Origin of the sequence: Streptomyces sp. NBC_01264 (assembly GCF_026340675.1) — a bacterium.
Lineage (GTDB): Bacteria > Actinomycetota > Actinomycetes > Streptomycetales > Streptomycetaceae > Streptomyces.
This window is the reverse complement of record NZ_JAPEOX010000002.1, coordinates 640,397-658,289: the sequence shown is the minus strand read 5'-3', so window position 1 is coordinate 658,289 and position 17,893 is coordinate 640,397. Positions and strand designations below refer to the sequence as shown.

General features: G+C 72.0%; 19 protein-coding genes. 7 read left to right on the top strand and 12 right to left on the bottom strand.

Going from position 1 to position 17,893, the window contains the following annotated elements:
• Position 1: 1 nt before the first annotated feature.
• Positions 2 to 736, bottom strand: a complete 735-nt coding sequence (locus tag OG435_RS35910) for a hypothetical protein (RefSeq protein ID WP_266883460.1) — start codon at positions 734 to 736, stop codon at positions 2 to 4.
• Between OG435_RS35910 and OG435_RS35905 the strand changes: the two genes are divergently transcribed.
• A complete protein-coding gene (locus tag OG435_RS35905; protein ID WP_266883458.1) occupies positions 735 to 1,055 on the top strand; it encodes a hypothetical protein in 321 nt (106 codons plus the stop codon). The genes OG435_RS35910 and OG435_RS35905 overlap by 2 nt on opposite strands.
• 76 nt (positions 1,056 to 1,131) lie before the next feature.
• Here OG435_RS35905 and OG435_RS35900 read toward each other — a convergent pair whose 3' ends face one another.
• The 7 genes from OG435_RS35900 to OG435_RS35870 all read right to left on the bottom strand — a co-directional run bounded on the left by OG435_RS35900 (position 1,132) and on the right by OG435_RS35870 (position 8,886).
• Positions 1,132 to 2,670: an oligosaccharide flippase family protein gene (locus OG435_RS35900; protein WP_266883456.1), complete on the bottom strand. Its 1,539-nt coding sequence runs from the start codon at positions 2,668 to 2,670 to the stop codon at positions 1,132 to 1,134.
• On the bottom strand, positions 2,667 to 3,422 hold the full coding sequence (locus OG435_RS35895; RefSeq protein ID WP_266883454.1) for a chain length determinant protein: 756 nt from the start codon (positions 3,420 to 3,422) through the stop codon (positions 2,667 to 2,669). Before OG435_RS35895 ends, OG435_RS35900 begins: the two co-directional genes overlap by 4 nt.
• Positions 3,423 to 3,514: 92 nt before the next feature.
• On the bottom strand, positions 3,515 to 4,642 hold the full coding sequence (gene wecB / locus OG435_RS35890) for a non-hydrolyzing UDP-N-acetylglucosamine 2-epimerase (protein WP_266883452.1): 1,128 nt from the start codon (positions 4,640 to 4,642) through the stop codon (positions 3,515 to 3,517).
• 4 nt (positions 4,643 to 4,646) lie between these two features.
• The gene (locus OG435_RS35885; RefSeq protein WP_266883450.1) at positions 4,647 to 5,903 is read right to left on the bottom strand and encodes a nucleotide sugar dehydrogenase; all 1,257 of its coding nucleotides are present in this window, start codon (positions 5,901 to 5,903) and stop codon (positions 4,647 to 4,649) included.
• Positions 5,903 to 6,682, bottom strand: a complete 780-nt coding sequence (locus OG435_RS35880) for a WecB/TagA/CpsF family glycosyltransferase (protein ID WP_266883448.1) — start codon at positions 6,680 to 6,682, stop codon at positions 5,903 to 5,905. The genes OG435_RS35885 and OG435_RS35880 overlap by 1 nt, the downstream gene beginning before the upstream one ends.
• Complete coding sequence (locus OG435_RS35875; protein ID WP_266883446.1) at positions 6,679 to 7,848, bottom strand: hypothetical protein; 1,170 nt, start codon at positions 7,846 to 7,848, stop codon at positions 6,679 to 6,681. Before OG435_RS35875 ends, OG435_RS35880 begins: the two co-directional genes overlap by 4 nt.
• 438 nt (positions 7,849 to 8,286) lie before the next feature.
• Positions 8,287 to 8,886 carry an acyltransferase gene (locus tag OG435_RS35870; RefSeq protein WP_266883444.1) on the bottom strand — a complete coding sequence of 200 codons (600 nt, stop codon included), beginning with the start codon at positions 8,884 to 8,886 and terminating at the stop codon, positions 8,287 to 8,289.
• Positions 8,887 to 9,179: 293 nt separating this feature from the next.
• Here OG435_RS35870 and OG435_RS35865 point away from each other — a divergent pair, with 293 nt between their 5' ends.
• Positions 9,180 to 9,746 carry a cellulose binding domain-containing protein gene (locus OG435_RS35865; protein WP_430625802.1) on the top strand — a complete coding sequence of 189 codons (567 nt, stop codon included), beginning with the start codon at positions 9,180 to 9,182 and terminating at the stop codon, positions 9,744 to 9,746.
• A 110-nt stretch (positions 9,747 to 9,856) separates the two neighbouring features.
• Here the strand turns inward: OG435_RS35865 and helR are convergent, their stop codons facing one another.
• A complete protein-coding gene (gene helR, locus OG435_RS35860) occupies positions 9,857 to 12,058 on the bottom strand; it encodes an RNA polymerase recycling motor ATPase HelR (protein WP_430625801.1) in 2,202 nt (733 codons plus the stop codon).
• Positions 12,059 to 12,301: 243 nt separating this feature from the next.
• Here helR and OG435_RS35855 point away from each other — a divergent pair, with 243 nt between their 5' ends.
• Complete coding sequence (locus tag OG435_RS35855; protein WP_266883440.1) at positions 12,302 to 13,333, top strand: helix-turn-helix domain-containing protein; 1,032 nt, start codon at positions 12,302 to 12,304, stop codon at positions 13,331 to 13,333.
• A gap of 122 nt (positions 13,334 to 13,455) precedes the next feature.
• Positions 13,456 to 13,980, top strand: coding sequence for a rhodanese-like domain-containing protein (locus tag OG435_RS35850; RefSeq protein WP_266883438.1), 525 nt, complete (start codon positions 13,456 to 13,458; stop codon positions 13,978 to 13,980).
• Positions 13,981 to 14,025: 45 nt separating this feature from the next.
• Here the strand turns inward: OG435_RS35850 and OG435_RS35845 are convergent, their stop codons facing one another.
• The 3 genes from OG435_RS35845 to OG435_RS35835 are packed head-to-tail and all read right to left on the bottom strand — an operon-like array spanning position 14,026 to position 15,681.
• Entirely contained in the window at positions 14,026 to 14,868 is an 843-nt protein-coding gene (locus OG435_RS35845; RefSeq protein ID WP_266883436.1) for a class I SAM-dependent methyltransferase, read from the bottom strand.
• Positions 14,869 to 14,884: 16 nt separating this feature from the next.
• Positions 14,885 to 15,238: an ArsR/SmtB family transcription factor gene (locus OG435_RS35840; RefSeq protein ID WP_266883434.1), complete on the bottom strand. Its 354-nt coding sequence runs from the start codon at positions 15,236 to 15,238 to the stop codon at positions 14,885 to 14,887.
• A complete protein-coding gene (locus OG435_RS35835) occupies positions 15,235 to 15,681 on the bottom strand; it encodes an SRPBCC domain-containing protein (RefSeq protein WP_266883432.1) in 447 nt (148 codons plus the stop codon). The genes OG435_RS35840 and OG435_RS35835 overlap by 4 nt, the downstream gene beginning before the upstream one ends.
• A gap of 126 nt (positions 15,682 to 15,807) precedes the next feature.
• Between OG435_RS35835 and OG435_RS35830 the strand changes: the two genes are divergently transcribed.
• The 3 genes from OG435_RS35830 (at position 15,808) to OG435_RS35820 (ending at position 17,892) form a co-directional block, all read left to right on the top strand.
• Positions 15,808 to 16,173 (top strand): iron chaperone, encoded by a 366-nt coding sequence (locus tag OG435_RS35830; protein WP_266883430.1) that lies wholly within the window; start codon positions 15,808 to 15,810, stop codon positions 16,171 to 16,173.
• Between the two features lie 118 nt (positions 16,174 to 16,291).
• Positions 16,292 to 17,203 (top strand): RNA polymerase sigma-70 factor, encoded by a 912-nt coding sequence (locus OG435_RS35825; protein WP_266883429.1) that lies wholly within the window; start codon positions 16,292 to 16,294, stop codon positions 17,201 to 17,203.
• A 50-nt stretch (positions 17,204 to 17,253) separates the two neighbouring features.
• Positions 17,254 to 17,892: a hypothetical protein gene (locus OG435_RS35820; protein WP_266883427.1), complete on the top strand. Its 639-nt coding sequence runs from the start codon at positions 17,254 to 17,256 to the stop codon at positions 17,890 to 17,892.
• Position 17,893 lies beyond the last annotated feature (1 nt).

Below are 17,893 nucleotides of genomic sequence, written 5' to 3'. Positions count from 1 at the left end.
GTCAGGGGGAGGGCTCGGGTACGACGGGGCGCCCGTCCGACATGCGGTTGCCGCGCCACACGTTCCCCGCGCCGCCCGCGTTCCACGCGGCGACCGCACCGTAGAGCCCGCTCTTGGGGTGGTACTGGGTGGAGAACACGTTGTCCGTGACCTGGATCCCGGTGGCTCCCGGGCCGCCGCCGTAGAGCGCGTACGCCCCCCCGGCCAGCCAGTTGTTGTCGACGACCACGTTGGAGACCACGCCGGTGTCCGCGAAGAGCCCGAGCGCGGCGCTGGCGCCCTTGTCCACGGGGACGGAGTTCAGCAGCGTGTTGTGGCGGACCGTCAGCCGGCCCTTGTTGCCGCCGCCGCTGATCACGGCATCGGTGTGCTGCCACTCACCGCCCAGGTTCCGGAAGGCGACGATGTCGTGCACGTAGTTGTCGTGCAGATCGCCCTGGCCCATGGACAGGGCGTTGCCGAACACCGAGACGTCGCACCAGCCGACCTCGACGGAGCTCACGCCCATGTTGGACACCGCGTAGTTGACGCCTCCGTTGTCGGGTCCCTTGCCCGGCACGGCGGTGATCGTGGTGTGCAGGACCCGCAGACCCTTGAAGCCCGGACGCAGGTTGACGCCCCACCAGTTGGTGGAGGTGATCCGGCTGTCGATGATCGTGACGTTGTCGGCGTACACGTCGAGCGAACCGTAGATGTCCCAGCCCTTGATGACGGTGCCGTCGGTCTTGATGGACATGTTCCCCGTGTCGTGCCGCTTCAGGGCGATCCGGGGACCGGTCGAGCGGGCGTCGGGGAAGCCGCAGGCCCCGGGCGAGGTGGCGTTGCAGGCGGGGCCCGGTGCGGACGAGGGCGGTGCGCTGCTGCCCGGCGGGGGCGTGGGCGAGGGCGAGGCCGGGGTCGCGGAGGGGGTCGGGCTACCGGACGAGGAAGGCGAGGCGGAGGGCTCGACGGGCACGGGCAGGGGGAGTGGTTTCTCCTCGCCGGGGCATTCGAGGGCGCTCTCCGGGCAGGAACCGGCCGTCGGCTCGCTGCGGCCCGTCCGCTCGGCCTGGTAGAGCGTCAGGGCGGCGACCGTTAAGAACCCGGCCAGCAGCCAGGCCCACAAGCGTCTGCGAAGGCGTGCCATGGGTGTCAGTCCTTCATCGTCGTTTTCGGAGCGGCCGCGGCGGCCGGTGCGGTGCCGCGGAGGAAGCCGAAGCTCGGCAGGACGCAGGCCGCGTAGGCCAGGGTGGCGGCGGCCCCGGTCGCGAGGAGGGCGAGGACGCCGTCGCCGAGGAGCCGCTCCAGACCGAGGACCACGCCCGTCATCACGGCCCCGCCGAGGAAGGGCCAGGCACAGGCGCGCACCACGGTACCGAGCCCGACGCCGCCCCGGTGCAGGGCGAAGAGGAACACCGGCACCACGACGCCCCCGGCGACCAGGACGTGCCCCTGGGCCACCCCCTCGATCCCGCCCGCTCCGGCGCCGACCACCAGTACCGGGACCAGGACGGCGAGCCACAGCCCCTGGACCCCGATGAGGGAGCGGCGGCGGCCGATGGCGACCAGGCAGTCGTAGGCCAGTTCGCAGCCGATGCGGACCAGCCCGAGCCCCATCAGCCAAGGCAGGGCGGCGGCGGCGGGCAGCCAGCGCTCCCCGTAGACGAGTTCCACGATGGGCCCGGCGAGGGCGGCCAGCAGCACGCAGAGCGGGACCGTGCCCGTCATCACCACGCCGAGGGCGCGGCCGAAGCCGGCGGCCAGGGCTCCGGGCCCCCCTCCGCTCTCGCTGTCCGCCAGCCGGGAGAAGCCGGCGAAGGAGACCCGGCGGGCCGCCTCGGAGATGATCCGTACGGGCCAGCCGGAGATGTTGAAGGCGAGCACGTAGAAGCCGAGGGCCAGTTGGTCGAGGGAGGAACCCACCACCATGGTGTCCACGTTGACGACGCAGAGCGCCAGCATGCTGGCCCCGGCGAGGGGGAGTCCGAAGCGGAGCAGGGCCCGGGCCTGCTCCCGGTCCCAGCCGAACTTCAGGGTGCCGGGCGCGGCCAGGCAGCAGCCGATGAGCGCGGCCACGTTGCCCGCGACGGAGCCCCAGGCGAAGCTCATCGCCCCCCAGCCCTGGACGGCCAGGAGCAGGGTCACCGCGGTGCTGAGGACGAAGTTGACCGCGTCGATGGCCATCCGCCGGCCCTGCTGGAACTCCCGGGTGAGGAAGCCGGCGGGCACCTGCGAGAGCCCGTCGAGCACCACGCACACGCACATCACGCGCAGCACGCCGGAGGCCTCGGGGGAGCCGAGCACCCGGGCCACCAAGGGGGCCGCCGCGAACAGGCCCGCGTACAGCAGCAGACTGGAGGCGGCGCTCAGGGTGAGGACCGTGGGGGCGAAGCGGCGGGGGTCGCCCTCCCAGCGCACGATGGCCAGGGAGACCCCGAGCTCGTTCGCGGAGAGCAGGACCAGCAGGACCGTCTGGGCGATCCCGTAGACGCCCCAGGCCTCGGGGCCGAGGAAGAAGCGGGCGAGGATGATGCCGGTGACGAAGTTGCCCAGCCGCATCACCATGGTGTTGACCAGGCTCCACCGGGCGGCGGATCCCACCTTGCGCCCCAGGGACGGCGCCCCGGGCTCGACCTCGGACGGGCCGTCGGACGGCTCCTGGGGGCCCGCGTCGGTGGTGGGCGCGGTCACCGGGGCGCCTTGGAGGGGAAGGCCGACGAGGGCAGGACCTTGAGCGCCATGGTCGCCGTCGGGTCGGCGGCGCCGATGTTGACGTCGGCGGAGTCGGGGTCCTCGGGCGGACCCTGATCGCCTTCCACGGGCTTGCGCCGCCCGGGCTTGTCGGCCTTGCGGCGCCGGGCCTCGACGAAGAAGGTGGCCACCATGCTGAGGACGAAGCCCAGCGCCGCCGCCATCACCAGGTACTGGAGCCGGGTCTTCGTCTGCGGCTCGGGCTTCTGCGGCGGTACGAGCGTCGTCATGCGGATCATCGCGTCGGGAGTCACCGACTGCTGGGCCTGGAACTCCCGCAGCCGCTTCTCGGTGTACGCGGTGAAGACCTTGCAGGACTCCAGGACGGAGGCCGGGTCGGTGCCGGTGACGCTCAGCCACATGAAGGGTCCCTGGGCGTTGTCGGCGATCTTCGCCTCGTACACGCCGGTGACTCCCTGGGCCTTGAGGTCGGCCTTGGAATCATCGGAGTTCAGGTTGCGGGCCAGCCCGTCGGCCATGCCGGTGAGCGAGGCCTGCGTGCTCAGGAAGGGGTTGCCGTCGAAGGCGACCGTGGCCTTCTTCGAGTTCAGGAGCGACACGGTGCTCTGCGACCGGTACTCCACCGGGACCAGCAGGTACACGCCGGTGATGAGCGCGGCCGTGAGCAGCAGCCCGGGCAGCAGCACGTACCAGCGCCTGCGCATGACCCGCCAGATCTCCGCGAGGTCCATCAGCCTTCTTTCGATCCAGGTGGAACGGGGGTGGAAACGGTGCTGTGGCCGGAAGGGCCGCCGTACTCCGGCGCACCCCTTCGGCCACAGCGTCAGACGACGGGCACGGTGCCCGCGACGAGGTCGGTGGGCCGCGGCCGGGTCGCCGCGCTCCCGCCCTCGAGGAGCACCTGCGCGATGCGCTCGCTCGCGCGGCCGTCCCACAGCTCGGGGCAGCGGGGCGCGGGCGGATCGTCGAGCACCCGGTGCACCGTGGCCGTGATGCGGTCCGGGTCGGTGCCCGCCAGGACGTTGGTGCCCTGCTCGACGGTGATCGGGCGCTCGGTGTTCTCCCGGAGGGTCACGCAGGGCACGCCGAGCGCGGTGGTCTCCTCCTGGATGCCCCCGGAGTCGGTGAGCACCACGCGGGCGGAGTCCTGCAGGGCGATGAAATCGAGGTATCCGGCGGCCGGCACCAGCCGGATGCCGCCGGGGACGCCGATCTCGGACAGCCGTTCGGCCGCGCGGGGGTGCACCGGCAGCAGCAGCGGGCAGCGGCCCGCGATCTCGCCCAGTGCCTTCAGCAGGCCGCGCAGGGCGTCCGGGTCGTCCACGTTGGCCGGCCGGTGCAGGGTGACCAGGCCGTACCCGCCGCGGGTGAGCCCGTAGCGGTCGAGGACGTCGGAGCGCCGGGCCCGGTCCAGGTTGGCGAACAGGGTGTCGATCATGACGTTGCCGACGACGTGGATCTGGTCCTCCCGGTACCCCTCCGACCGCAGGTTCGCGGCGGCGTCGGGGGAGGGGGCCAGCAGGTAGTCGCTGATCCGGTCGGTGGCGACCCGGTTGACCTCCTCGGGCATGCTCCAGTCCCGGCTGCGCAGACCCGCCTCCACATGGGCCAGCAGCGGACCGGCCTTGGCGGTGACCAGGGCGCAGGCCAGGGTGGAGTTGATGTCCCCGACCACCACGACCGCGTCCGGGACCAGCTCTTCGAGCAGCGGTTCGAAGGCCTCCATCACCCGGCCGGTCTGGACGGCGTGGCTGCCGGACCCGGCTCCCAGATGGCGGTCGGGGGAGCGGATGCCGAGGTCGCGGAAGAAGACGTCGTTCATGGACTCGTCGTAGTGCTGGCCGGTGTGGACGAGGACGACCTCCGCGCCGCGCGCCTCCAGCGCGTCCATCACCGGCTTGATCTTCATGTAGTTGGGCCGGGCTCCGGCCACGCAGATGATTCTGGGCATGGAGTCAGAGCACCTCCACGGTGGGTCCCGACAGCCGGTTGCGGCAGTCGAGGATCAGCGAGGCGTGCTCGGTGATCATCGGGTAGTCGAAGGAGTCGTGGTCCGTGAGCAGGACGACCACGTCGGCGGCGGCCAGCTCCTTGCGGGTCGGCTCCACCCGCGAGAGGCGCGCGTCGACCTTGATGCTCTCCACGACGTGGGGATCGGCCGCGCGCACCTTGGCGCCCATGTCCAGGAGCAGCTGGGACACGCGTACGGCAGGAGACTCCCGGGCGTCGCCGGTGTTCTTCTTGTACGCCAGCCCCAGCAGCAGGATCCGGGAGCCGTTGACCGAGCGGCGCTTGGCGTTGAGCGCGTCCATGACGCGGCGCGCCACGTACTCGGGCATGTGGCTGTTGATGTCGTTGGCCAGTTCCACGAACCGGAAGTTCTGGCCGAGTTCGCGCTGCACCCGCCACGACAGGTACGAGGGGTCGATGGGCAGGCAGTGCCCGCCGACGCCGGGGCCCGGGGTGAACTTCATGAAGCCGAACGGCTTGCTGGAGGCGGCCTCGATGGTCTGCCACACGTCTATGTCGAGGTGCCGGGCGAACATCGCTATCTCGTTGACCAGGGCGATGTTCACGTGCCGGAAGGTGTTCTCCAGCAGCTTCGCCAGCTCGGCCTCCTTGGGGGAGCGCACCGGCACCGTGGTGTCGACGAGGCCCGCGTAGAAGGTCTCCACGGCCTTGAGCGAGAGGGCGTTGACGCCGGAGACCACCTTCGGCGTCTGCTGGAAGCCCCACACCTTGTTGCCGGGGTCGATGCGTTCGGGGCTGTAGCCGAGGTGGAAGTCCACGCCGGCCGTGAGGCCCGAGCCGTCCTCCAGGATCGGGCCGAACAGCTCCTCGGTGGTACCGGGGTAGGTGGTCGACTCCAGGACGACGGTGGCTCCCGGCCGCAGGAACCGGGCCAGCGTGTGCGCGGACTCCTCGATGTAGCGCAGGTCGGGGGCACCGTCCTGCAGGGGGGTCGGGACGGTGACGACCGCGACGTCGAAGCCGCCGCAGTCCCGGGCCTGGTCACTGGCCTGGTACGTGCCCAGTTCCAGCGCCTTGCCCAGCCGCGCGGAGGAGACGTCCTCCACGTACGACTCGCCGGCGGCGAGGCTCTTGACCCGCCGGGCGTCCACGTCGTAGCCGACCACCTGGTGTCCGACCTCGGCGGCCCTGATGGCCAGCGGAAGGCCGACGTATCCCTGTCCCACGACGACGACGCGCATCAGTGACTCCTGTTCGCGGAACCGGAAGGAGGTGTGGACGGTGTGCGGCGGATGAGTTCCCGGACCGTCATGAGGAGGAAGGCAGCATTGGTGGTGAGGTAGCGCTTGCCCAGGCGGCGCGGTTCCTGGAGGGTCCGGTAGAACCATTCGAGCCCCATCCGCTGCCAGACCAGGGGGGCGCGCTTGGTGATGCCGGCCAGGATGTCGAAGGAGCCGCCGACGCCGTGCACCACGTGGGAGCCGGTGCGCTTGCCGTAGCCGGCGGTGAAGATCTCCTTCTTGGGCGAGGTCATGCCGAGGAACAGCATCCGGGCCCCGCTCGAGGCCACCGCGTCGGCGATCCCGCCCTGTTCGGAGTCCTCGAAGTAGCCGTTGCGGCTGCCCGCCACGCGCAGCGCGGGGAACCGCTCGGCGATCCGGCCGAGCATGAGGTCCAGTACGTCCTGCCGGGCGCCGAGCAGGTAGACGGGGATCCCGGCGGTCTCCGCCGCGGCCAGCAGCCGCATGAACAGGTCGATTCCCGCGACCCGTTCGGGCAGGCGGACCCCCAGGACGCGGCCGGCCCAGACCACGGCCTGGCCGTCGGCCAGGACCAGGTCGCAGCCGGCGACCGCCGCGGCGAGGCGGGGGTCGCGGCGCATGTTGACCAGTTTGGCGGCGTTGACCATGCCGATCTCGATCTGTTCGCCGCGCTGGACGGCGTCGAGGCAGCGCTGGACCGTCTCGTCCATGGTCAGGGGGTCGAGCGACACCCCGAAGAGGGACTGTCTGTGCTTCATCCTCCGAGCCCCCCGAGCCAGGCGTGGAGCAGCCAGCCGAACTCGTAGGGCCTGCACTCGCGGTCCACCGCCAGGGGGCGGAAGATCCGGTCGAGCGGGGCCAGCCGGGCCCGCGGTGCGACCCGGGTGGTGAGTCCGCGGGCGGCGCGCACGGCCTTGGCGGGATCGCCGCGGTAGACCTTGCGCCAGGTGACCCCGAACTCCTCGCGGATCATGGACTCGCGCGGGGTCCCGTCGGGCCCGCTGATCTCGGGCACCTCCGTCATCCAGCGCAGACCCCGGCGGATCTCCGCGCCGAAGTCGGTGCCGCCCGCTTCGGCCAGGTCGAAGAGGGCGGTGGGGGCCATGGCGTGCTGGTGCACGCTGTAGACGGGGTAGCCCTCCACCACGCCGCCCGTGCGGGCGTCGTAGTGCCACCACCACTGTCCGCCGTCCCCCTGCAGGGCGCAGATCCGGGCGGCGCAGGCGTCGGCGGCCGCGAGGGCGCGGGGATCCGGGGCACTGGCGTGCAGCCGGGCCAGTGCCTGGAGCGGATAGGTCTGGTCGGCGAAGCAGGCCACGTGGGAGCGGTACCCGGGGACCAGCCCGGGTCCGGTGGCGTGGGGGAACAGCGGACCGTCCCCGACCCTGGCCGCCAGCAGGCGGTCGCGGGCGGCGACGAGCCGGTACTCGACGTCCACCGCGGCGCGGGCCGCGGTGAGGGCGGACAGCACCCAGGCGGCCTCCACCGTGTACTGCGGACGCCCGGGGACGTCCAGTTCGGCCACCCTGGCCACGGCGTCCGCGAGCTTGGGGTGGCCGGTCTCGGCCGCGGCCCAGGCGATGAGCGCGGCGTCGCCGAGGTTGGTCACCGCGGGCAGCCGCTCCACCAGGAGCGCCGTGAACTCCCCGGCCGTGCGGCCGTCGAAGAGGGCGCGCTGCCGCTCCTCGGGGAGGAACCGTGCGCCCAGCGCGGTGATGGCCGCGTACCGGGTGCTGGTCCCGCGCCGCTCCACGCGCCTCGCGCCTTCGGGGGAGACGGTCCCCACCCGGGTGAAGACGAAGGTCTCCGCGCCCGGCAGGTACATCTCGGGCAGCCCCGCCTCGGCCAGTGCGAGCAGCCGCTCGGCGAGGGCGTGCAGCGACGGGTCTTCCTGGGCCAGTGCTGCTAATCGTCTGGCGGTCACCGGGTCCCCACCTCGGTTTCCCGCATGCCCTGCTCGCCCTGTATGTCCGAGCTGTAGCCGTACTGCTCCAACACACCTACCCCCTCTGAAAATCGCTCCTAGGACAGACCCGGCGGTCGTCGTCCGGCGAGGGGACTGCGCATGACGCTGCGCGTGCCTACGGTGTGATCCCCCCGATGGCACGAGCGGTCCGGGACCGCTGGATCCCCCTCCAGCGATATTCCGGATGGGGGCGCGCGCGGACGGCGGCGGCGGACGGGCGCATGGTCCTGCGCCGTTCCGTCACCTGGTCCGTGGTTGCCCTCGTCGTGTACAACCCCCCACTGAACACAGCCTGTTGCCTGCTCAGATCCCGTGTACAGGGACAAGGTATGCCCAAGGATGTTCGTTGATTGTGGTTTTGAGGAAATGCCATTGACCCAAATTGCCGACGTTGCGTCAGATGCGCTCGGCCAGGGTTCCGTCGGTCTCGTCGTGCAGAGCGCCGGTGCGCGGGCACTCCCAGATGCCCGGCTCGCCGTCACGTTCCACAAGGCGCACCCCCGCCCGGCCCACCCAGCCGATGCGCCGGGCCGGCACCCCGGCCACGAGCGCGAAATCCGGTACGTCCCGGGACACGACCGCGCCGGCCGCGACCAGGGCCCACCGCCCGATCCGGACCCCCGCGACGCACACCGACCGGGCGCCCAGGGAGGCCCCCTCGGCCACGACGACCCCGGCCGCCTCCCAGTCGCCGCCGCGCTTCTGGCGGCCGTCGGGATCGACGGCCCGCGGGTAGAAGTCGTTGGTGAGCACCACGGCCGGGCCGATGAACACCCCGTCGCCGAGTACGGCGGGCTCGTACACCAGCGCGTAGTTCTGCAGTTTGACGTTGTCCCCGATCCGCACGCCGGGACCGACGTACGCCCCACGACCCACGATGCAGTCGCGGCCGAGCGTCGCGTCCTCCCGCACCTGCGCCAGATCCCAGATCGTGGTCCCCTCGCCGAGTTCGGCCGTCTCGTCGACCTGGGAGGAGGGTTGAATTCGGACACTCACGGGGCGGTCCCCTTACGGCTCGCGAGGCGTGCGGATGTTTGTCGCATTGAGGTACCGGGGGAGCATATGCGGCATCGGCCGTGCGTGCCCCGAAGATCAATCGACTGTTCACGAAGTGGACTTGAGGCGGCCTCGGGCGGAGCGGAGCCCGCTGTCTTAAGGTCGCCCGATCGCTTCCTTAAGTGGAACCTAAGGTTCGCCGCCACCACCCAGAATCGATCAAATGTCCGTTTCCGGACGGCTGGCGTGCTGCCGCACCCCGAACTCCCCAGCAATTCAGAGGCAGGCACGCCATGGGCAGCACGACCGGTCACCGGCGCAGGACGAGCAAGAAGGCGAAGGCCGCGGGCGGGACGGCGGTGGCCGTACTGATCGCGGCCGCCGCCTTCTCCTTCACGGGAACGGCCCAGGCCTCCTCGGTCGGCGCGGTGTACACGAAGTCGAGCTCCTGGAGCGGCGGTTACACCGGAACGTACGTGATCACCAACAACAAGAGCCGGGCGCAGACCGGTTGGACCCTGGAGTTCGACCTGCCCGCGGGCACGACGATCGCCTCCCTGTGGAACGGCTCCCACACGGTCAGCGGCCGCCACGTCACCGTGAAGCCGGCCGCATGGAACAAGGAACTGGCCGCGGGAGCCTCCGTCACGATCGGCTTCGTCACGAGCGCGAGCGGCACCCCGGGCAACCCGACGGCCTGCCGGATCAACGGAGCGAAGTGCTCGGCGGACCCGGGCCCCACACCCCCGCCGGGCGGCCGCCCCACCACCGCCCCCACGGGCGCCCCCACCCTCGCGGAATCGGCAGGCTCGCGATGTGGTCCGCGACCCGCGACCAGCAGTGCCTGGCCGGGGTCGTGAACTACGCTGACGCGACGTGCAGTTCGATCCTCCAGCAGCCGCTGGCCTTCACCAGGGCCTTCGGGGCCCTGCGCTAGAACGGCGGGTGGCCCCCCACGGCCGGCGCCGGTTCAGGAGCTCGTGAGGATGACGAGGCGCTGGGTCGCCCGGGTCATCGCGACGTAGCGGTCGACGGCGCCCTCGATGCCCTCGCCGAAGGTGTCCGGGTCGAGGAGGACGACCAGGTCGAATTCGAGGCCCTTCGACAGGGTGGGCGTCAGCACGCGGACCCGGGACGCCTCCGCGTACGTGCCGGCGTCGACGCCATCGGCGGCGATGACGCAGGCGACGCCGTCGGACTGCGCGCCGAGCCAGTCGTCGAGGACCGCGGACAGGTCCGCGACGCTGCCGTGCGTGACGGGGATGCCGCTGCTGCGGACGGAGGTGGGCACGTTCGCGTCGGGCAGCGCGGCGCGGATGGCCGGCTCGGCCTCGGCCATGACCTCTTCCGGGGTGCGGTAGTTGACGCTGAGCGAGGCCATGGTGATCCGGTCGAGCCCGGCCCGTTCGAGCCGCTCGCGCCAGGACTCGGTGAACCCGTGCCGGGCCTGCGCGCGGTCGCCGACGATCGTGAAGCTCCGCGACGGGCAGCGGCTCAGCAGCATCTGCCATTCGGCGTCGGTCAGTTCCTGCGCCTCGTCCACGACGATGTGCGCGAACGGGCCCGCCAGCAGGTCGGGTTCGGCGCCGGGCAGCGCGTCCCCGTCGATCAGGGCGTCCTGCAGGTCCCGTCCCCGCAGCATCCCCACCGCGCCCTGGCTCTCGTCGATCTCGGTGTCCTGGAGCAGCCGGTCGATGACGTCGGACCGGCGCGCACGCTCGGCGGCGACGGCGGCCTCGTGCCGGCGCTTGCGCACGGAGGCCTCGGCGTCGCCGAGCCGCTGCCGGGCCGCGTCCAGCAGGGGCAGGTCGGACACGGTCCAGGCCTGGGCTTCGGCGCGCTGGAGGAGGGAGACGTCATCGGGCCCGAGCCACGGAGCGCACTTGCGCAGGTAGGCGGGCACCGACCAGAGGTCTCCGACGAGCTCGCCCGCGTCGAGCATCGGCCACGCACGGTTGAGGGTGGTGATCAGGTCCCGGTCCTGGAGCAGCGAACGGCGCAGCAGCTGGGGCGAGACGTCGCTGTCGTCCTGGTCCATCAGGATCGTCAGCAGCTCCTCCAGGATCTGGTCGCGCGCCTCGTTGTGCGGGGTGCCCGGTTCCACCGCCGCGAACGCGGCCGCCCAGTCGTCGGGGCTCAGCCAGAGGTCGGACCAGTGGCTGGAGACGGTGATCCCCTGGGTGGGGGGCTCCTCGTAGATGCGCACCGCCGCCTCGATCGCCCCCACCAGGCCGGCGGACGACTTGAGTGGGGCGACGCGCGGGTCGGCCTCGACCGTCGCGGCGGCTCCCTCGGTGACGAGGTCGCGCAGGACGCAGGTCTGTACGCCCTCCTCGCCGAGGCTCGGCAGCACGTCCGAGACGTAGGCCAGGTAGGGGCGGCTCGGGCCGACGAACAGCACGCCGCCGCGACGGTGCCCCAGCCGGGGGTCGGAGTAGAGCAGGTGGGCGGTGCGGTGCAGGGCGACGACGGTCTTGCCCGTGCCGGGACCGCCGTCGACGACGAGGGCGCCCCGGGATCCGGCCCGGATGATCGCGTCCTGGTCGGTCTGGATGGTGGCGAGCACGTCGCGCATCCGGTCGGACCGGTTGCCGCCCAGGCTGGCGATGAACGCGGACTGGTCGTCGAGCGCGGCGCGCCCCTCCCGTCCCTCCGCGGAGAAGACCTCGTCCCAGTAGTCGCTGATCCGCCCGCGGGTCCAGCGGTACCTACGGCGGCTCGCCAGCCCCATCGGGACGGCGTGGGTCGCCGCGAAGAAGGGTTCGGCGGCGGGGGAGCGCCAGTCGAGCAGCAGCCGGTTGCCCTCGCTGTCGGTGAGACCGAGGCGCCCGATGTACACGGGCTCGGAGCCGTCGGCGGGGACGATGTGCCCCAGGCACAGGTCCAGCCCGAAGCGGCGCAGGGTGCGCAGCCGGCTGGTCAGCCGGTGGATCTCCGTGTCGCGGTCCATCGCCTCCCGGCCGACGCCGCCGGGCGCCCTGCGCGTGGCCTCCAGGCGGTCGGACAGTTCGGCGATCGTCTGCTCCAGGCAGTGCGAGATGGCTGCGAAATGCCGTTCGTCGCCCTCGATGAGAGCCGGGTCGGCCTTGGGGGAGAGGTGGTCGGGAAGCTCGAACGCGCTGGTGGCGGTCGCCACCGCCTCGACGGAACCATGTGATCCAAGAGCTGACATATCGGAACGCACTGAGTGAATCTCCCATTTTACGGCAAGTTCTGGCCTCGAGCCGCGATTTTGCCCCAGGCAGGGGGACTTGCCGCAAGCCCCCCAGTGCGCTATATCTTGTAAGTGGCAAGGAGTGCGTATTCCTCCGCGCCTCCCTCCCCTCGCTCCCGGCCCCTTCTCCAGCGGCTTGCCGAGGCGCGATCGGAGCCCGCCACGATCAGGCCCTGCGGGTCGGCTGGCTACAGTACGGTCATGACGTCCGAGGCCATATCCCTTCACCTCTCGAAGCCGGCGCCGTCCCATGTGGTGGCCGTACTCGCCTTCGACGGCATGGCTCCCTTCGAACTGGGCGTGGTGGTCGAGGTGTTCGGCCTCGCCCGGCCCGAGCTGGGGGACCTGCCCTGGTACGAACTGCGGGTCTGTTCGGCGGAACCCGGCCGGGACCTGCGCGTGGTGGGCGGGTTCACGCTCCGCACCGAAGACGGGCTCGACGCCCTCTCCACCGCGGACACCGTGATCATCCCCGGGGTCTCCCCGGCGGGCGGCGCCATCGCGCCCGCGCTCGTCGAGGCCCTGCTCGCGGCCCATGCCCGGGGTGCGCGGCTGGTCTCCATCTGCTCGGGCGCCTTCGCACTCGCCGCGACCGGCCTCCTCGACGGCCGCCGGGCCACCACCCACTGGCGCTACGCCCGCACCCTCGCCGAGCAGCATCCCGCGATCGAGGTCGACGCGGACGTCCTCTACGTCGACAACGGCGACGTACTGACCAGCGCGGGCAGCGCCGCCGGCATCGACCTCTGCCTCTACCTGGTCCGCGCCGACCATGGGGCGGCCGTCGCCAACACCGTGGCCCGCCGCTTCGTCGTCCCGCCCCATCGCGAGGGCGGGCAGGCCCAGTTCATCGAGGCGGCGGTCGGCGAGTTGGGCCCCGACGGCGCCGACGACGGGATCTCCCGGAGCATGGCCTGGGCCCTCCAGCGGCTGTACGGCCCGCTCTCCGTCCCGGCCCTGGCCCGCGCGGCGAACATGTCCGAGCGATCCTTCCTGCGCCACTTCACCCGTCGCAACGGGGTGAGCCCGATCCGCTGGGTGGTCTCCCAGCGGATCTCGGCGAGCCTGCCGCTGCTGGAGTCGGGCGAGGGGACGGTGGACGAGGTGGCCGCGGCGGTGGGCTTCGATTCCACCGCGACGTACCGCCACCACTTCACCCGCCAGATGCGGACGACGCCGACGGCCTACCGGAAGGCGTTCGTCAGGGTCACCGCACCCCTGGCGGGATCTTGACGAGTGGAGGCGTATACGCCACTCGTCGCGGGGGTGACGGGAACAGAGGATGGGGTCATCGCCGCAAGGGAGTCCACCCGGCCGGCGAGTCCCGCCCTTCGCCCCGCACGAGGAGTTCCCCGATGTCCGTGACCGTCCCGTCCACCGTCCCGTCCACCGTCTCCACCGAGATCACAGGCGCGGAGACCGCCAGTGCCGTCCTCTCCGTCCCGGCCGCCGCTCCGGCTGTGGCGGCCGCCCACTACGCCGCCCGGCTCGCCTTCGAGGCGGACGTCTCGGACGTACGGGCCGACCTGCTCGCCGGTGTCCCCGGCCTGGTGGTGGTCGACTCCCGCAGTGAGGCGGCCTGGGACCAGGGGCACATCCCGGGGGCGCTGCACCTTCCGACGGCGCGGATCGCGGAGCTGGCGCCTTCGCTGATCGACCCGGCGCTGACGGTGGTCACGTACTGCTGGGGCCCCGGCTGCAACGGCGCCACGCGGGCGGCGCTGGCCTTCGCCCGCCTGGGCTACCAGGTGAAGGAGATGCTCGGCGGGTTCGAGTACTGGGTCCGCGAGGGCTTCGCCTTCGAGACCGCCCAGGGCACCGACCAGCGCGCGATCGACGATCTGACCGCTCCGCGCTCGGGCATCTCCTGCGCCTGCTGAGTGCCGAGCGGTCCAGCGTTCTCGCGAGGGAGAGGGCCCGCGTCCTCAGACCGCCAGCGCCGTGGTGATCACCAACGGGGGCGCGGCCCGCTCCGCCGCCCAGCCGCGGCCGGCGGCGAGGTCCGGGTCGACGAGGCCGGGGAGGCCGAGGGCCTCCTCCACCGTCGGGCGGTGCTGGACGATGAGGGTGAATCCGGCCCGCTCCAGCAGGGCCGGGTAGAAGTCCACGGGCCAGGCGCGGTTGGGCATCACCTGCCAGGTGCCGTCGGTACGCCGGAGCCGTACGGGCAACTCGTCGCCCGGGCCGTACGCGGCACCCGCCTCGCCGATGCGCAGCGAGGCGTACTCCGTCCCGCTGCACGCGGGATCGGTGGCCAGCAGCACGAACGGGCCGCCGGGGCGCAGCATCCGTCGGATCTCCCGGAACACCGCGAGCACCGCTTCCCCGGTGGGCAGCGACGCCAGGACGTGGTTGCACATCACGGCGTCGGCGCTGCCGTCCGCAAGGCAGGCCGTACGCCCGTCCGTGACCAGGTGGAACTCGGCGACGGCCGTCCCCGTGCCGCGGGCCAGCGCCAGCATCTCGGGGGAGGTGTCCACGCCCAGCACCTTCGCTCCGAGGAGCCGGGCCCCGTGGTCGGCGACCTTGCCGGGCCCGCATCCGTAGTCCACCAGGACGGATCCGCTGCCGACCCAGCGGCCCAGGGCCCGGAAGACGAACGGGTACCCGAGCAGCCAGTCCGTGGCCGCCTCCACCGAGGCGAAGGCCCGCGCGCCCTCCGGACCGGACCAGGCGACGGACTCCTGCCCGTCGCCGTGGTCCGCGCCGCCCGTTCCGGTCGGCTCGTTCCGTCCTGCCCGCCCGGTTCCCTCTGGCCAGTCGCTCACAGTTCCACTATCGGGCCTAGGGCGCATCCCGTTCCGCCGCCTCGGCGATCCGTTTGACGGCTGCCAGCCGCCGGTCCCAGTCGGCGGCGAGGGTGGCCATCCACCGGGCCGTGGCGTCGAGGGCCGCGGGCCGCACGGTGTAGCGGACCTCGCGTCCGACCCGGCTGCCGGACACCAGCCCGGCCGCGTCCAGGACGGCGAGGTGCTTGACCACCGCCTGCCGGGAGACGGGCAGTCCCTCGGCGAGCGTGGTCGCGGTGACCTCGCCGTGTGCGGCGAGCAGGCCGAGCAGTCTGCGGCGGGTCGGGTCGGCCAGTGCGACGAGGACCTGATCGACCGCCGCGTCGGCGCCGGGGTGTTCCTCGCTCACGCGGCCGGTTGTTCGACGCGCTTCTTGAAGGCGTCGAGCACCTGCGGCCAGCCGCCGGTGTTGTCCTTCAGCGCCTTGTCGCGCAGCTCCTCGGAACCGGCCAGGGCCGCGAACCCGCTCTCCACGACGCGCAGCCGCGTCTTGTCGCCCTCGCGGCTCAGCGTGAACTCCACCAGGGTGCTGTTGTCCGCACGCAGCTCCTGCCCGGGGAAGGCGCTGGCCCACCGGTACGCGAGATAGGTCGGGGGGTCCACCTTCTCCACCCGTACCGGGAACTCGCCGTACTCGCTGTTCCTCGCCACGACCGACTCGCCCTCCCGGGCCACCGTGCCGGCCAGGCTCCCCTCGTCGGCCACCCAGAAGCCCGGCTCGGCCACCAGGGACCAGACCCGCTCCAGGGAAGCTTCGATCAAGGTGTCGCGTTCGATCCGGTCCGCGTTCATCAGGGACTCCTTCGTCGCAAGCCATTGAGCGATTCGGTGCAACTCCAGAGTTGCACGTGCGTCTCCATCCCGCAACCGTGAGGTTGCGCGAGGACGGGTCGCGCGGGTTCGCCTAGGCTCGGACCCATGGTGCAGAGCCGGGCGGAAGACGTGGACGCGTACCTCGCGGAGGTGCCCGAGGGGCGCAGGGAGGCACTGGCCCGACTGCGTGAGCTGTGCCGTAGCGAGCTGCCCGGATTCACCGAAGCGATGGCGTACGGGATGCCCGTGTTCGAACGGGACGGCGTCGGGGAGATCGCCTTCGCGAGCCAGAAGCAGTACGTCTCCTTCTACCTGATGCGCGAGGAGGTCCGCGAGGCCTTCGAGGAACGGCTCGCGGACCACGACATGGGCAAGGTCTGCCTTCGCTTCCGCACACCGGAGAAGATCGACTTCGTACTCCTGAAGGACCTGCTGCGGGCCACGGCCGCCGCTCCCGGGAAGGCCGGCTGACCCGCCGAGGGTCCAGGCCGCCGCGGCAGCGGAAGGCAGTTCCCGGTACAACCCCTCATAGCCGTCGGGTGTCTTGTGTCTGAGACGACCTACAGAACCCGACGGAAGAGAACCAGCTGTGGACACACCCCCGCAGGGCCCCGACGCGGCGACCGAGACCTTCGTCGCCCACCGCAACCTGCTCTTCACCGTCGCCTACGAGATGCTCGGCTCGGCGGCCGACGCCGAGGACGTGCTGCAGGAGACCTGGCTGCGCTGGGCGGGCGTCGACCTCGACACGGTCAGCGACCGGCGCGCCTACCTGGTACGGATCACCACCCGCCAGGCGCTGAACCGGCTGCGCACCATGAGCCGCCGCAAGGAGTCCTACGTCGGCCAGTGGCTGCCGGAACCGCTGCTCACCACCCCGGACGTGGCCGAGGACGTGGAACTGGCCGAGAGCATGTCGATGGCGATGATGCTGGTCCTGGAGACGCTCGGGCCGACCGAGCGGGCGGTCTTCGTGCTCCGTGAGGTGTTCGGCCTCGACTACGAGGAGATCGCTTCCGCCGTCGACAAGACGCCGGCGGCCGTCCGGCAGATCGCGCACCGGTCCCGCAAGCACGTCGACGCCCGCCGCCCCCGTCAGGCGGTCTCCGCGAGCGAGGCGCGGGTGGCCGTGGAGCTGTTCCAGCGGGCGTTCGAGACCGGGGACCTGCAGGGCCTCCTCGACGTGCTCGCCCCCGAGGTCGTGTACATGGGCGACGGCGGCGGCATCAAGCACGCCGCACTGCGGCCGATCGTGGGCGCCCTCCACGTGGCCCGCCTCTTCGCCGGCATGACGGAGAAGGCGGGCAAGGCCGGCAACGCGCTCTCCTTCGGTGCCACCATGGTCAACGGCACCCCGGCCCTGGCCGTCCACGTGGACGGGGAGTTCGACGGAGTCATCGCCGTCCGCGTCGAGGACACCCGGATCACGGGCCTCTACTTCGTCCGCAACCCGGAGAAACTGTCCCACGTCGACACGGAGACCACGCCCACCCTGAGGTGAGTCCCGGGTGGCACGTGCCGGGCGGGGGAGGGGCTGGCAGCATGGCGTCCATGTCGTCCCTCCCCTCCATGAGTTCCGGGCCCGCCGAGCCCGCCCGGCCCGCACCCGCCGAACCCGTCCGGCACCGGGACCACGGCATGTGGCTGGCCCGGTTCACCGGCCGGGTGCTCGTGGTCTGCTCGCGGTGCGGCGGCCGCGCGCTGGTGGTGCCGCGGCCCGGCCTCGCGGAGTCGGAGCCCTCCAGCTTTCTGCTCTTCCAGCCCCGCCGTCTCACCTGCGGGAGCTGCGGGGCGGTGGTCGACTGGTCGGCGCAGGAGCGGGACGGCGCCCTCGTGGGGGTCTCGGTCGGCGGCACCGAGGACCCGTTCTTCCGGCGCCCGCTGTGGCTGCAGACCCGATGTGCGGGACGGATCCTGTGGGCCTACGACGAGGAGCACGTCGAAGCCCTCGCCGCCTACGTGGGCGCCCGGCTGCGCGAGCGGCACGCCTCCCCGACGCTGTCGATGTTCGCCCGGCTGCCTGCCTGGATGAAGTCCGCGGCACGCCGTGACGAGGTCTTGGCCGGCCTGGAGAACCTGCGGAGCCTCGCCCGGCTCTCGGCCCCCGCCGACCGCTCCGACGCGGCCCACGAACGGGGCGACCGCCCGCGCCACCAGGGCAGCGTGCTGTTCCGCGGGGGTCCCTACTAGG

Excerpts from the sequence above, each read along its gene's own strand:
- OG435_RS35905 (WP_266883458.1), top strand. The coding sequence starts at position 735 with ATGTTCCCCGTGTCGTGCCGCTTCAGGGCGATCCGGGGACCGGTCGAG.
- OG435_RS35910 (WP_266883460.1), bottom strand. The coding sequence starts at position 736 with ATGTCCATCAAGACCGACGGCACCGTCATCAAGGGCTGGGACATCTAC.
- OG435_RS35895 (WP_266883454.1), bottom strand. The coding sequence starts at position 3,422 with ATGGACCTCGCGGAGATCTGGCGGGTCATGCGCAGGCGCTGGTACGTG.
- wecB (WP_266883452.1), bottom strand. The coding sequence starts at position 4,642 with ATGCCCAGAATCATCTGCGTGGCCGGAGCCCGGCCCAACTACATGAAG.
- OG435_RS35885 (WP_266883450.1), bottom strand. The coding sequence starts at position 5,903 with ATGCGCGTCGTCGTCGTGGGACAGGGATACGTCGGCCTTCCGCTGGCC.
- OG435_RS35880 (WP_266883448.1), bottom strand. The coding sequence starts at position 6,682 with ATGAAGCACAGACAGTCCCTCTTCGGGGTGTCGCTCGACCCCCTGACC.
- OG435_RS35865 (WP_430625802.1), top strand. The coding sequence starts at position 9,180 with ATGGGCAGCACGACCGGTCACCGGCGCAGGACGAGCAAGAAGGCGAAG.
- helR (WP_430625801.1), bottom strand. The coding sequence starts at position 12,058 with ATGTCAGCTCTTGGATCACATGGTTCCGTCGAGGCGGTGGCGACCGCC.
- OG435_RS35855 (WP_266883440.1), top strand. The coding sequence starts at position 12,302 with ATGACGTCCGAGGCCATATCCCTTCACCTCTCGAAGCCGGCGCCGTCC.
- OG435_RS35850 (WP_266883438.1), top strand. The coding sequence starts at position 13,456 with ATGTCCGTGACCGTCCCGTCCACCGTCCCGTCCACCGTCTCCACCGAG.
- OG435_RS35835 (WP_266883432.1), bottom strand. The coding sequence starts at position 15,681 with ATGAACGCGGACCGGATCGAACGCGACACCTTGATCGAAGCTTCCCTG.
- OG435_RS35830 (WP_266883430.1), top strand. The coding sequence starts at position 15,808 with ATGGTGCAGAGCCGGGCGGAAGACGTGGACGCGTACCTCGCGGAGGTG.
- OG435_RS35820 (WP_266883427.1), top strand. The coding sequence starts at position 17,254 with ATGTCGTCCCTCCCCTCCATGAGTTCCGGGCCCGCCGAGCCCGCCCGG.